General features: G+C 61.2%; 14 protein-coding genes. 6 read left to right on the top strand and 8 right to left on the bottom strand.

What is annotated here, in order from left to right; all coding sequences use genetic code 11:
* Positions 1 to 71: 71 nt before the first annotated feature.
* The gene (locus AC1RTB_RS01045; RefSeq protein WP_492876936.1) at positions 72 to 1,874 is read right to left on the bottom strand and encodes an ABC transporter ATP-binding protein; all 1,803 of its coding nucleotides are present in this window, start codon (positions 1,872 to 1,874) and stop codon (positions 72 to 74) included.
* A gap of 338 nt (positions 1,875 to 2,212) precedes the next feature.
* Here AC1RTB_RS01045 and AC1RTB_RS01050 point away from each other — a divergent pair, with 338 nt between their 5' ends.
* Genes AC1RTB_RS01050 through AC1RTB_RS01060 form a run of 3 tightly spaced genes read left to right on the top strand, consistent with a single transcriptional unit; the run spans position 2,213 to position 3,564 of the window.
* The gene (locus AC1RTB_RS01050) at positions 2,213 to 2,527 is read left to right on the top strand and encodes an ArsR/SmtB family transcription factor (protein ID WP_492876935.1); all 315 of its coding nucleotides are present in this window, start codon (positions 2,213 to 2,215) and stop codon (positions 2,525 to 2,527) included.
* Entirely contained in the window at positions 2,524 to 2,907 is a 384-nt protein-coding gene (locus AC1RTB_RS01055; protein WP_492876933.1) for an SRPBCC family protein, read from the top strand. Before AC1RTB_RS01050 ends, AC1RTB_RS01055 begins: the two co-directional genes overlap by 4 nt.
* Before the next feature lie 36 nt (positions 2,908 to 2,943).
* The gene (locus AC1RTB_RS01060; protein ID WP_492876932.1) at positions 2,944 to 3,564 is read left to right on the top strand and encodes an ATP-dependent Clp protease proteolytic subunit; all 621 of its coding nucleotides are present in this window, start codon (positions 2,944 to 2,946) and stop codon (positions 3,562 to 3,564) included.
* Between the two features lie 10 nt (positions 3,565 to 3,574).
* On the opposite strand, the gene AC1RTB_RS01065 is transcribed toward AC1RTB_RS01060, so the two are convergent.
* The 4 genes from AC1RTB_RS01065 to AC1RTB_RS01080 are packed head-to-tail and all read right to left on the bottom strand — an operon-like array spanning position 3,575 to position 7,735.
* Positions 3,575 to 4,810 carry an MFS transporter gene (locus AC1RTB_RS01065; RefSeq protein ID WP_492876930.1) on the bottom strand — a complete coding sequence of 412 codons (1,236 nt, stop codon included), beginning with the start codon at positions 4,808 to 4,810 and terminating at the stop codon, positions 3,575 to 3,577.
* A gap of 9 nt (positions 4,811 to 4,819) precedes the next feature.
* Positions 4,820 to 5,233 carry a GNAT family N-acetyltransferase gene (locus AC1RTB_RS01070; RefSeq protein WP_492876928.1) on the bottom strand — a complete coding sequence of 138 codons (414 nt, stop codon included), beginning with the start codon at positions 5,231 to 5,233 and terminating at the stop codon, positions 4,820 to 4,822.
* 52 nt (positions 5,234 to 5,285) lie between these two features.
* Entirely contained in the window at positions 5,286 to 6,968 is a 1,683-nt protein-coding gene (locus tag AC1RTB_RS01075) for an NAD+ synthase (RefSeq protein WP_492876926.1), read from the bottom strand.
* A gap of 53 nt (positions 6,969 to 7,021) precedes the next feature.
* On the bottom strand, positions 7,022 to 7,735 hold the full coding sequence (locus AC1RTB_RS01080) for a DNA-3-methyladenine glycosylase I (protein WP_492876924.1): 714 nt from the start codon (positions 7,733 to 7,735) through the stop codon (positions 7,022 to 7,024).
* Between the two features lie 98 nt (positions 7,736 to 7,833).
* Here AC1RTB_RS01080 and AC1RTB_RS01085 point away from each other — a divergent pair, with 98 nt between their 5' ends.
* Positions 7,834 to 8,004 carry a hypothetical protein gene (locus AC1RTB_RS01085; RefSeq protein ID WP_492876922.1) on the top strand — a complete coding sequence of 57 codons (171 nt, stop codon included), beginning with the start codon at positions 7,834 to 7,836 and terminating at the stop codon, positions 8,002 to 8,004.
* Entirely contained in the window at positions 8,001 to 8,582 is a 582-nt protein-coding gene (locus tag AC1RTB_RS01090) for a DedA family protein (protein WP_492876920.1), read from the top strand. Before AC1RTB_RS01085 ends, AC1RTB_RS01090 begins: the two co-directional genes overlap by 4 nt.
* 3 nt (positions 8,583 to 8,585) lie before the next feature.
* Here the strand turns inward: AC1RTB_RS01090 and AC1RTB_RS01095 are convergent, their stop codons facing one another.
* From AC1RTB_RS01095 to AC1RTB_RS01105, 3 genes are read right to left on the bottom strand one after another with little or no spacing between them, the layout of a single operon-like run.
* On the bottom strand, positions 8,586 to 9,176 hold the full coding sequence (locus AC1RTB_RS01095) for a hemerythrin domain-containing protein (protein ID WP_492876918.1): 591 nt from the start codon (positions 9,174 to 9,176) through the stop codon (positions 8,586 to 8,588).
* 42 nt (positions 9,177 to 9,218) lie between these two features.
* Positions 9,219 to 9,578 carry a diacylglycerol kinase gene (locus AC1RTB_RS01100; RefSeq protein ID WP_492876917.1) on the bottom strand — a complete coding sequence of 120 codons (360 nt, stop codon included), beginning with the start codon at positions 9,576 to 9,578 and terminating at the stop codon, positions 9,219 to 9,221.
* Between the two features lie 50 nt (positions 9,579 to 9,628).
* On the bottom strand, positions 9,629 to 10,426 hold the full coding sequence (locus AC1RTB_RS01105; protein ID WP_492876915.1) for a DODA-type extradiol aromatic ring-opening family dioxygenase: 798 nt from the start codon (positions 10,424 to 10,426) through the stop codon (positions 9,629 to 9,631).
* A gap of 494 nt (positions 10,427 to 10,920) precedes the next feature.
* Here AC1RTB_RS01105 and AC1RTB_RS01110 point away from each other — a divergent pair, with 494 nt between their 5' ends.
* On the top strand, positions 10,921 to 11,991 hold the full coding sequence (locus tag AC1RTB_RS01110; RefSeq protein ID WP_492876913.1) for a GGDEF domain-containing protein: 1,071 nt from the start codon (positions 10,921 to 10,923) through the stop codon (positions 11,989 to 11,991).
* The last annotated feature ends 36 nt before the right edge of the window (positions 11,992 to 12,027 follow it).

Below are 12,027 nucleotides of genomic sequence, written 5' to 3' on the forward strand. Positions count from 1 at the left end.
AAGCCGGCCAAAGGGCCGACACCTGCCCGAAATGAAAAATGGGCCACGATTTCTCGCGGCCCATTTGCGGCTCAAACAAGCCCTTTGGTAAGCTCGAGCGCCTGGCGTTCGAACAGGCGGCGGTAGATGCCGCCGTCGCGCCGGACCAGCGCTTCGTGGCGGCCTTCCTCAACGATCTTGCCGCGATCGAAGACCAGCAACCTGTCGAGCGAACGAACGGTCGACAACCGATGCGCGATGACCAGCGTCGTGCGCCCGACCATCAGCCGTTCCATCGCCTCCTGGATCAGCACCTCCGATTCCGAATCGAGGCTGGACGTCGCCTCATCGAGAATCAGGATCGGTGCGTCGGCCAGGAAGGCGCGGGCAATCGCCACGCGCTGGCGTTCGCCGCCCGACAGCTTGACGCCGCGTTCGCCGACAAGCGTGCCGTAGCCCTTGGGCAGGCGCTCGATGAAATCATGCGCGCTGGCAAGCTTTGCCGCGTGTTCGATCTCAGCCTGCGTCGCGCCCGGCCGGGCATAGGCGATGTTCTCGGCCAACGAACGGTGGAACAGGATAGGCTCCTGCTGGACGATGGCGATCTGCGAACGCAAAGACGATTGTGTCGCCTTGGCGATGTCCTGCCCGTCGATCGTGATCCGGCCTCCGCCGACATCGTAGAGCCGCTCGATCAACTTGACGAACGTCGTCTTGCCCGAGCCGGAGTGGCCGACAAGACCGACGCGCTCGCCCGGCTTGATCGACACCGAGAAATCCCGGTAGAGCGGAAGCGCGTGCGTGCCATAGTGGAACGTCACATTGTCGAACTCGATGCCGCCGTCGCGGATCTGGATCGGCTTGGCGCCAGGACGATCGGCGACGCCGAGCGGCTGGCCCTGGATGTCGACAAGCTCTTCCATGTCGTTGACCGAGCGCTGCAGGTTGCGGATGTGCATGCCGACATCGCGCAGATAACCCTGAAGCAGGAAGAACGAGGTCAAGACGAACGCGATGTCGCCTGCACTTGCCCGCCCGCCGGCCCACAGCATCAGTGCAAAGCCGATGATCGCCGCGCGCAGCAGAACCAGAGTGACGTTCTGCGCCGTGCCGTTGATCGTACCACGCACCCAAGTGCGTGCGGTGCGGTTACGCCACTTGGCGATCACCTTGGCGAGCCGCCCTTCCTCGCGCTCCTCGGCGCCAAAAGCCTTGACCACCTGATTGCAGCTGACGGCATCGGCCAAGGAACCGCCGAGCCGCGTGTCCCAACGGTTGGCGAGGCTCGCGGCCGGCGCGACAAAACCGAGCGACATCACCACTGTCTGGGCGATGAAGATGACCGAGCCGGCGGCAACGATCAGGCCCATCAGCGGCCAGTGCCAGCCGAGCAGGATGGTCGAGCCGAGCAGCATCACGAAGGACGGCAGCAGCGCAACCAGCAGCGTATCGTTGAGCAGGTCGAGCGCCCACATGCCGCGCGTCACCTTGCGCACTGTCGATCCGGCAAAGCTGTTGGCGTGCCAGTCGGTCGAAAAGCGCTGAATGCGATGGAACGCGTCCTGGGCGATGTCGGACATCATCTTCAACGTCAGGTCGATGATGCCGATAAAGGTGATGTGACGAAACACCAGCGAACCGGTCGCCAGTGCGAGCAGCGTGAAGAACGCCGACAGAGCGGCGTTCCAGGCGACCTCGTTTGTCGCCGCACCGCTTGCCACAGCATCGATCAGCCTGCCCGCATAGAGCGGCGTCAAAACGTCGGCCATCGTCGAGATGAGCACTGTCGCCGCAATCAAGACGATCCGCACAGGCTGATGCCGCCAGTGCTTGAAAGTGAACCCTAAAACACTGCGAAACGCACCGCCGCGCAGATCGATACCAAAACGAGCCATGATGCCATTGAGGCGCCGGAACCGACGCCATCCCTAGAAATAGATGTTCAAAGGCGCGACGAATAATTCGTGTCGAATCAGGAAGTCGCGGTACGGGAGCGTCGGAAATAATGGACGCCGAAAGCTGTTCGCCGGGTCAGTGACCCCGGTTCGAACCTCGGGAGGACATGTCATATTCTGGCATTCAGACCTCCCTGCTAGTGGCCGCGAAGAGTTTGCTTATAACTGAGCATTTTTGCTTAGCCAAGCCCCGCTCTGGACCGAAGCCTGTTGTGCCAGAAACGACACGCGAAACGAGCCCTCTTGTGCGATAGATAAGTCTATGCTTATCTCAACGCATGAACGAATCCGATGTTTTCCGTGCCCTGTCCGACCCGACCCGCCGCGCCGTGCTCGACCGTCTGATTGCTGGTGCCAGAAATGCCACCGAGCTGCGCGAAGGCCTGGAGATTTCCCAGCCGGCCGTTTCGCAACACATCGCCGTGCTGCGCGGTGCCGGCCTGGTCAAAGAGGAACGTGCCGGCAGGCATGTGAACTACTCCGTCAATCCCGATGGGATGCGGCCGCTGTTCGACTGGCTGACACGCTACCGTGCTTTCTGGCCGGACCGTGTCGAGAGGCTGAAGACGCTGCTCAAGGAAATGGACCAATGATGGACGCTCACTGGCAGGACAAAAGCGGCGAAGATATCGTTGTCGAATGCGAGCTGGAGGCCACTCCGGAAAAAGTCTGGCGGGCGCTGACCGTGCCAGAGCTCGTCGCGACATGGCTGGACGTGCCGGCAGTCGAAATCGGTGACCGTGACGAGGCTGGACCGGCCTATCGGATTGTCGAGGCCCTGCCCTATTCGCGCGTGCGCTACGCCTGGAGCGATAGGGCAACGACCGAATCGGAAAGCTTCGTCACCTTCGACCTGTCGCTGAACCCTGATGGTGGAACCTCGTTCCGCCTGACCCACAGTGTGGACGTGGCGCGGACCGTTGTGGCCCCGGCAAATTCGAACAGCCCGCCGCTGATGCGTCTCGCCGCCTAAGCCCCGAACAAATCAACGATCGAAAGGATTTCGCGCATGCGCGACACGATGCAACTCGTCCCTATGGTGGTGGAGCAGTCGCCACGCGGCGAACGCTCATTCGACATTTTTTCACGGCTTTTGCGCGAGCGGATCGTCTTCCTCAACGGCGAAGTCGATGACAATTCAGCGTCGCTGATCTGCGCGCAATTTCTGTTTCTCGAATCCGAAAACCCTACCCGCGAAATCTCGTTCTACATCAACTCGCCCGGCGGCGTGGTGACGAGCGGCTTTGCCATCTACGACACGATGCAGTTCATCCGCTGCCCTGTTTCGACGCTGTGCATGGGCACGGCGGGTTCGATGGGCTCGTTCCTGCTGATGGCCGGCGCACCTGGCAAGCGCATCGCCTTGCCGAATGCGAGCGTAATCCTGCATCAGCCGAGCGGCGGCTTTCGCGGCCAGGCTTCCGACATCGAGCGCCATGCCGAAGACATCATCAAGCTCAAGCGCCGGATGACGCGTCTTTACGCCGAGCATTGCGGCCGGACGGAGGAAGAAGTGACGCGCGTGCTCGACCGCGATTTCTTCTTCACCGCCGACGAAGCCAAGGAATGGGGTCTGGTCGACCACGTCTATGACCGCCGCGAGACCGTCGAAGGCTTTTCGGCAAAGTAGCTGGTTCCAATCAAGCCTCGACAGGTACCGCCGAGACCTGGCTTCGCGCGCGCACTCGCCGCGAAGCCAGCAACAGGACAAATGAAACGGCGAAGCAGTAGATGCCCATGGCCACGATCTGGCCGGGATAGCTGACGCCACTATCGATCAGATATCCGGTCAGGCCCGGGCCGATGGCCGAGGCGAACACGCCGACCGCAACGATCAGCGCCCGGATCGAGCCGAGATATTTCAGGCCGTAGACTTCGGGCCAGACGACACCAAACAGCGTCGTTGACAAACCGTTCGAAACGCCAAGCAGCGCCATGAAACCGAAGGCACCCCATTGCGCGTCGACGAGGCCCAGCAACAGGCAGGCGAAGCCCAGGGGCAGCAACACGAAAGGCAGCAGCGATACGCCGGAAAAACGGTCGATGAGCTGGCCGACAACCAGCGTGAAGGCGGCATTGACCACCGCCGTCACCAGAAAGGACGAAGCAAAGACCTCAAGCGACCAGCCACGCAATTCCACCAGATAGACCTGATGGAAGAACAGGGTCGTCACGATCAAGCCCGGCACCATGACGCCCAGCAGCAACAGGTAGAAAATCGGATCGCGGACCACCTCGGCACGCGTCCAGTCGCGCGCGTCGATCCGGCGCGCCACGGGATCCGACGAGCGCGGCTTTCGATCTGTAGCCACCAGCAACGCGATTGCCGGCACCGCGATCAACGCCAGCACAGCTGCCGCCAGCAGCCAGCTGTTGCGCCAGCCAACGGAGGTGGCGAGCAGCACAAACCCCATCGGGATGATCGCATCGCCCGCGTTATGCCCAAGAATAACTGTCGAAAGCGCGCGCCCCCTTTGGGCCGAAAACCAACGTGCGGTCGCGGTGTAGGCGGAATGCACCATCATGCCCTGGCCAAACAGGCGCAGGAGATAGATGGTCACAAACAAAAGCACGAGGTGCTGGGACAGCGCCATCGATGCGCTTGCGAGCGCCAGCATCGGCACAACGAACAACACCACCTTTTGCACGCTGTAGCGATCAACGATCTGGCCAAGGCGCGGCAAGCTCAACGCGCTGGCGAGCGTCGCGAACATGTAAAGCGTGCCGAACTCGCCATGCGACAGCCCATAATCGCGGCGGATGTCGCCGGCCGACAGCGCAATGAACGATGTCATGCCAAAGGTCGAAAAGAAGGTGAGCAAAAACCCGCCGGCCAGCCAGCGCGGGTTGTCTCGGACGAAGGCTATGTAAGACACGCGCTCTGTCTATTCGGCCGGCTGCCGCGTCAGGCGCATGTACATGCCGTCGTTGGAAACCTCGAAGCCGAACTTGTTGTAGAGGGTATGCGCGTCGCTGGTGCGCAGGCTCCAGCCCGTCACGGTCGCAAGGTCGGGATGATCGAGCAACGCCTGCATCAGCTTCTTGCCGATGCCCAGCCCGCGATGTTGGGGCCAGACGATGACGTCGCAGACATAGGCAAAGCAGGCATAGTCGGTGACCGCGCGGGCAAAGCCTACTTGCAGCCCGTCTAAATAGGCGCCGACACAGAGCGAGTTTTCGAAGGCGCGGCGATTGAGATCGTCGCTTCGCCGCGCACCCCAATAGCTCGCCTTGATGACTTCCGACGTCCTGCCGAAATCGATACGCGACAGGTCAAAGCTGATCTCGACCGCAGTCATAGGCATTCCTTCCGGCGGCGCTTACCGCAATATATTGTTCAGAGTCAGAGCCTTATCCGCGATCCCTGAACCTATTTGTGATCGGATAGCGCCGGTCGCGACCGAAATTCTTCTTGGTGATCTTCACGCCCGGCGCTGCCTGCCGCCGCTTGTATTCGGCGATATAGAGCAGATGCTCGATGCGGTGGACGGTGTCCCGGTCATGGCCGCGCGCCACGATCTCGTCGACGCCCATTTCGTTTTCGACCAGGCATTCCAGGATGTCGTCGAGTGCCGGATAGGGCGGCAGCGAATCCTGGTCGGTCTGGTTGGGCCTGAGTTCCGCCGACGGCGCCTTGTCGATGATATTTTGCGGGATCACGATGCCGGAGGGACCGAGCGCACCGGGCGGCACATGGGTATTGCGCCAGCGCGACAGGGCATAGACCTGCATCTTGTAGAGGTCCTTGATCGGGTTGAAGCCGCCATTCATGTCGCCATAAAGCGTGGCGTAACCGACCGACATCTCGCTCTTGTTGCCGGTGGTCACCACCATCGAACCGAACTTGTTGGACACCGCCATCAGGATCGTACCGCGCGCGCGAGACTGCAGGTTCTCTTCGGTGATGCCCTCTTCGGTGCCCTCGAACAGTTGCGTCAGTGCGTGCGAGAAGCCGTCGACAGGTTCATGGATGGGTACGATGTCATAGCGGCAGCCGAGCGCACGGGCGCAATCTTCGGCGTCCTTCAGCGAGTCACCGGAGGTGTAGCGATAGGGCATCATGATCGCCCTGAGCCGCTCTTCGCCGAGCGCGTCGACGGCAAGGGCAGCACAGATCGCCGAATCGATACCGCCGGAAAGACCGAGCACGACGTTCTTGAAGCCGTTCTTGTTCACGTAGTCGCGCAAGCCAAGAAGGCAGGCGCGGTAGTCGGCCTCTTCCCGCTCGGGGATCTTCGACATCGGGCCTTCGACACAGGACCAGCCCTGATCGCTGCGCTTCCATGTGGTCATGGCCAACGCCTCTTCGAACTGGCTCATCTGGAAGGCCAGCGAGTGGTCGGCGTTGATCGCAAACGATGCGCCGTCGAAGACAAGTTCGTCCTGGCCGCCGAGCTGGTTGGCATAAAGCAGCGGCAGGCCACTTTCGATGACCTGGCGGATCGCTACCTGATGGCGCACGTCCATCTTGGCGCGGTAGTAGGGCGAGCCGTTGGGCACGAGCAAAATCTCAGCACCACTTTCGGCCAGAGTCTCGCAAACGCCGAGTTCGCCCCAGATGTCCTCGCAGATCGGGATGCCGAGGCGCACGCCGCGGAAATTGACCGGTCCGGGCATGTCGGGACCCGGCTGAAAGACGCGCTTTTCATCGAACTCGCCATAGTTGGGCAGGTCGACCTTGAAGCGCTCGGCAATCACCTTGCCGCCATCGGCGACGATGATCGCGTTGTGCACCCCGCTCTTGCGCTTGAGCGGCACGCCGATGATGACGCCGGGGCCATTGTCGGCCGTGTCCTTGGCAAAATCTTGCGCCGCACGCTCGCAGGCCGCTAGGAACGCCGGCTTGAGTACCAGATCCTCCGGCGGATAACCTGCCAGGAAGAGTTCGGTGAACAGCACCAGATCGGCACCCTGACGCGCCGCGTCCGCCCGCGCCTCGCGTGCCTTTGCAAGATTGCCCGAGATGTCGCCGACCGTCGGGTTGAGCTGGGCGACAGCGATGCGAAGGACGTCGGGAATGGATTTTTTCGTCATGTCAGCGATTTAGCCTGCGTATCTGTGTCGGGCAATGCCGTTCGATTGGACCATCATTCGCCCATATAGGAGCGCAACTCGTCGGCCGAGTGATTGACGCCGATCGACATCGACAGGATGCGCGAGATATGTGCCCGTGGCAGCTTGGTCTTCGCCGCCCACTCGTTGATCTGAATCTGAACCTTGGCGAGATCCTTCTTGGAAGTGGCGCTTGCACCTATGTCGAGCCCGGCGTCGCGCAACGCCAGGATCATGTCCTGCGACATGATGAACGTATCCCATCCAAGCCAGCGCAACAGATACTGGCCGGTGTTGCCGCCAAGCCGGCTGCCGTGCTTGCCGAGATAGGCTGTGAGGCCGACTTGATCGTCGGCAGGCCATGCAGCCAGGAATTTGCCGAAGCCGCCATACTCCTTCGACACTTGTTCGACGAAGGCCGCGTTGTCGCGCACCGACCTGATCTTTTGCGGATTGCGCACGATGCGTTTGTCCGAAGCCAGATCGTGCCAGAAATCGTCGGGCTGGAACAACAGGCGCTTTGGCTCGAAGCCGAGGAAGGCTTCCTCGAAGCCCGGCCATTTCTGTTCGATGACGCGCCAGACAAAGCCCGCCGCAAAGACCCGTTCGGCCATGGTGGAAAGAATACGATCGTCGCTGATCTTGGCGAGCATTGCATTGTCGGACGCTGGGCCAAGCAGCGACTTCAGCACCGCTTCGCCGCCCTTTCGCTCGGCTGCCCGCGCCCTGATCTTTGCGAAATCTGCCATCTGGTCTTCCCTCCTCGCCGCATCGCAGCGCGATATGCCATCATCTTGGTATATGGATATGCGGCTGCCAAGCTTGCGCCTTCATTGCGGAGTGGAAGATGGACCCTCGCAGAACCGGCACGCGGAACCGCATCGACGCCGAACGCGATTATGCAGTAAACATCACGGCCGGGGCTGAGATCATGGCGTTGCGCGAAAAACTCAATGCAATCGGCAAGCAGCTCGGACGCATCGCAACGCCAGTCACAGGCAACGCATCCGCGCAATGATCGAGACCCTCCACCATCTTATCGAGCGCTTCGGGTTGCTGGCCGTTTTCATCGGCTGCATGGCCGAAGGCGAAAGCGTGGCGATCCTCGGCGGCTTTTTCGCCCACCAGCAGATATTCGCACCGTGGCAGGTTTTTGCAGTCGCATCCGTCGGCGCCTTTTTGGGTGACACGCTGTTCTTTGTCCTTGGTCGCCGATTCTCCGGCCATAAATGGGTGCGCCTGCTCAGGCGCCGGCCCGGCTTCAGCCATGCCTATAACATGGTGCAGGCCCACCCCAATCTGTTCGTGCTGGCCAACCGCTACATCTACGGGATGCGGCTGGCAGGCGGTATCGCCGCCGGCCTTTCACGCATCCCGATCATGCTCTTTGTTGTGCTCAACGCGCTGTCAGCGCTGGTCTGGGCCGCGATCTTCGTCAGCCTGGGTTATGTTTTCGGCCTCGGCGCCGAGCACATCATCGGCGACACGCTGAAGGGTCATCACCGCTTGCTGATAGGGCTGGGTATCGGTGTGGCTGTCGCGATCGTGGCATGGCTGCTCGCCCACCACATCGCCAAGAAAGAGCCGCGCGAATAGACGTCAGCCGACGCCGAGCGCGCGGTCCCCACGGTCGAGAATAAGCGGAATGATCAGGTCCTCTTCGTCGTCGAGGTGCCGGGTCAGCATGGCGACCAGCCGCGCATTTTCATCGGCATAAGCGTCGGCGGCAAAACGCTGCTTGTCTTCACTCTCCTGCAGCGCACGGAGAAACGCATTGGCGGTTTCCGCGTTGCGCTCCAGCGCCTCGTGGATGAGATGATGGTCGGCGTCGAGGATCTCGAAACCGCGCTTCAGCCGCGTCTCGGCATTGGCGAAGGCCGGGAAATAATGCTGGTCCTCGACATTGTGATGGCCATCGAGATTGCCGAGGAAGAAGTTGAGCCGCGGCGCGAACCAGTTGGCGAATTCAGGCGCGTCGAGCCGACCCTCGCGATAGTCGCCAATGCCTCCGGTCAGCGTCCCGCCCAGTTCGCGGAACATGTCGTGGCGCTGCAGCCACATCGATGCCATGCCATGGACGTTGTCGTGGGCGCGCCAGTCTTCGCGCGGATATTTCTCGACCAGCCAGCGCAGGTCTTCGGGCAAGCCAAGTCGGGCTTCGAGATGATGAGTGTTGGCCAGATCAGCCATATGTCGGTCTCCTTTGGTGACCGACATATGGGAACGCGCACCTCAGATCGGAAGACCGAGCGCGCGCTCGACGATGGCGAAGCCCCAGAAGCCGAGAACGATGACGATCGAGATCAGCACGGCGAGCGAGCCGCAATCCTTGGCGAGCTGGATGTCGATGTTGAATTCGCGGCTGACAGCGTCGCAGGCTGCCTCAATCCCGGTGTTGAGCACTTCGACAGTGATCAGAAACAAGATCGAGCCGATCAGCAGCGCGTAACCGCTCCAGGTGCCGGCGACGAACCAGCCGACAGGCAATGCTGCGATGAGCAGCATGATCTCCTGCTGGAATGCCGCTTCGGTGCGGATGAGCCGCGAAAACGCGCGCACCGAATTCTGGAAAGCCTTGGCCAGCCGCTCCATGGAATGCCCTTTCAACATCTTCGAAAGGGCATCATGTAGCGGCTCGGCGGTCAGTCGAACAGATAGGAATCGTTGGCAAAGAAGCCGTGATCGACCGAATCGTGCACGCGGCGCCCCTTGGCACCCTCGCCTGCCGCCCCATAGGCAAAGAAGATCGGCATCAGATGTTCGTCGGTTGGATGGTTGTCGGTCGGGAACGGCGCCTTGGCGCGCCAATCCAAAAGCGCTGCGGTATCGCCTGATACAAGCTTGCCGGCGAACCAGTCGGTGAAGGCCTGAACCTTGCCGGCGAGCGCCGGATCGGGCTCCGCCCCACGTCGCAACCGGCTGAAATAGGCCCGCAGATTGTGCGTGATATGGCCCGATCCGATCAGCAGCACGCCCTCGTCGCGCAACGGCGCCAATGCCTTGCCGATGGCATAGTGCCATGCGGCGTCGCGATTGGGGTCGATCGACACCTGCACGATCGGAATGTCGGCATCCGGAAACGCCAGCTTCATCGGCGTCCAGGTGCCGTGGTCGTAGCCACGCTTTTCATAGGTGTGCGGATTGAGCCCGGCAGCCTCGATCATGCCGAAGACCTTCGCCGCAAGCGCGGGTTCGCCCGACGCAGGATAGACCATCTTGTAGAGTTCCGGAGCAAAACCACCGAAATCATAGATCATGCCCGGCTTGGGGTCGGTCACCACGGCAACGCCATCGGTCTCGAAATGCGCAGATACGATGACGATCGCCTTGGGCTTCGGCATCAGCTGCGAGACGGTTTCGAGATAGTGGCGTGCCGGCGTTTCGGCCAAAACGATATCGGGGCCGCCATGCGAAATGAATAGTGTGGGCAACGAGCTCATGTTCTTTCTCCTTGCCTGCAATATATGCGTCATCGATTGTTTAGAGCAGACCGCTGCCAAGCGACGAAGCGTTCACCAATTGAGAACAGGATCGAGACCTTCGTTCAATCTTCCGCCAAGGCGACGTCGAGCCGCGCACAGGCGCGATCCCTGATGCGAGTTGTCCACAGCCTTCTCCCCCACGAGCCGGACCTGGATTGATCCTGGTCGAGAAACCATGCGCGAGGATTTGCGATATTGGGCATACTGGCCCACGCCGCACCACAGCTGGCAGAGTGAAAATACACCCTGTGGTAGAAAAATAGCCGTGACAGGGCCGCAAATTAAGGAAGCCTTAGCAAGCCTAAATTAGATATCAACGCAAGCGAGGAGCGCAGAGGGGACCTGCGCCATTGCAAGCTTTCTCTTTCACGCCGCTCGCGCCCCCGACCGGTTGCCCGCCAGCTTCACGCCGGCGCGCCGCCGGCCGCTTGGCCAACTGAAACGGGACATAAATGCATTCTGCAGCCGCCCCGACAGACCGAGGCAACGATATTGCGAGCACTGTCGTGGCAACCATGGGCCAGATGGGCGTCATCGGCCTGCCGCGCAACTACGAGATCTTCTACGAGGCGCTGACCGGGGCCAATCCGGCGCTCTCCCTGGAGGTCATCGCGCTCGGCAATCGCCCAACCCAGGAACAGCTCGACCTGCTTGGCCAAAAGTTCTTCGCCCAGAATCACGGCCAGGGCATTGTCGAGCAGGCACGTGAAGTGCTTGCCCGCGAACTGGAAGGCGTCGCCAGCCTGCTGCGCAACGAGCGCACCCATCTGGAACGCTACGGCAAGGTGCTTGACGAGACATCGAGCGGGCTGAACAGCCGCACCGCCATGTCGCAGGAACTGCTGCAGAAGATCGTCGGCGTGATGTCAGTGGCGACCGCGTCCACCATCGACCACGGCAAACACGTGGCAAGCACGCTCGGCGACAAGTCGAGCGAACTCGAAAGCGTCAAGTCGAAGCTCGAAGAGTACAAGAAGCTCGCCGACACCGACCCCCTCACCCATATCTGGAATCGCCGTGCCTTCGACAAGCGGATCGCCAGAATCTACAACGACAACAAGGGCATCCTGTTCAGCGCGCTGATCCTGGCGGATATCGACCGCTTCAAGGACATCAACGACCGGCACGGCCATCCGGTTGGCGACAAGATCTTGCGGATCATCGCCAGCATCTTCCAGTCCAGCGTTCATCGCGACATGTTCGTTGCCCGCACTGGCGGCGAGGAGTTCGCGCTTATCGTTGAGGGCACCACCGAGGAAGCCACCTTCGAGATCGCCGACAGGGTTCGCCTGCTGGTTGCGCAGACGCAACTCAAGGAAATCCAGCCGGGCGTGAACTGTGGTCAGGTGACGGTCTCGATGGGCGTGTGCATGGCATCCGACGCAGAGAGCGCCGAAGACCTCTATGCCAAGGCTGACCGCGCGCTGTACCGTTCCAAGCTGATCGGCCGCAACCGCGTCACCCGCTACTCGACGATCGCCGAACGCCAGGGCAAGAACTGGATGCTCTACAAGAAGGATTGACGCGAGGCTCGCCCTCGCAACGCCCGCCTCTTTCCA

The organism is Aminobacter sp. GW821-FHT11F06, from assembly GCF_058808215.1.

Bases quoted from the DNA above. Each gene is read 5' to 3' on its own strand.
- AC1RTB_RS01050 (WP_492876935.1), top strand. From the start codon at position 2,213: ATGAACGAATCCGATGTTTTCCGTGCCCTGTCCGACCCGACCCGCCGC.
- AC1RTB_RS01045 (WP_492876936.1), bottom strand. From the start codon at position 1,874: ATGGCTCGTTTTGGTATCGATCTGCGCGGCGGTGCGTTTCGCAGTGTT.
- AC1RTB_RS01075 (WP_492876926.1), bottom strand. From the start codon at position 6,968: ATGACGAAAAAATCCATTCCCGACGTCCTTCGCATCGCTGTCGCCCAG.
- AC1RTB_RS01060 (WP_492876932.1), top strand. From the start codon at position 2,944: ATGCGCGACACGATGCAACTCGTCCCTATGGTGGTGGAGCAGTCGCCA.
- AC1RTB_RS01100 (WP_492876917.1), bottom strand. From the start codon at position 9,578: ATGGAGCGGCTGGCCAAGGCTTTCCAGAATTCGGTGCGCGCGTTTTCG.
- AC1RTB_RS01085 (WP_492876922.1), top strand. From the start codon at position 7,834: ATGGACCCTCGCAGAACCGGCACGCGGAACCGCATCGACGCCGAACGC.
- AC1RTB_RS01095 (WP_492876918.1), bottom strand. From the start codon at position 9,176: ATGGCTGATCTGGCCAACACTCATCATCTCGAAGCCCGACTTGGCTTG.
- AC1RTB_RS01070 (WP_492876928.1), bottom strand. From the start codon at position 5,233: ATGACTGCGGTCGAGATCAGCTTTGACCTGTCGCGTATCGATTTCGGC.
- AC1RTB_RS01055 (WP_492876933.1), top strand. From the start codon at position 2,524: ATGATGGACGCTCACTGGCAGGACAAAAGCGGCGAAGATATCGTTGTC.
- AC1RTB_RS01105 (WP_492876915.1), bottom strand. From the start codon at position 10,426: ATGAGCTCGTTGCCCACACTATTCATTTCGCATGGCGGCCCCGATATC.
- AC1RTB_RS01080 (WP_492876924.1), bottom strand. From the start codon at position 7,735: ATGGCAGATTTCGCAAAGATCAGGGCGCGGGCAGCCGAGCGAAAGGGC.
- AC1RTB_RS01110 (WP_492876913.1), top strand. From the start codon at position 10,921: ATGCATTCTGCAGCCGCCCCGACAGACCGAGGCAACGATATTGCGAGC.
- AC1RTB_RS01090 (WP_492876920.1), top strand. From the start codon at position 8,001: ATGATCGAGACCCTCCACCATCTTATCGAGCGCTTCGGGTTGCTGGCC.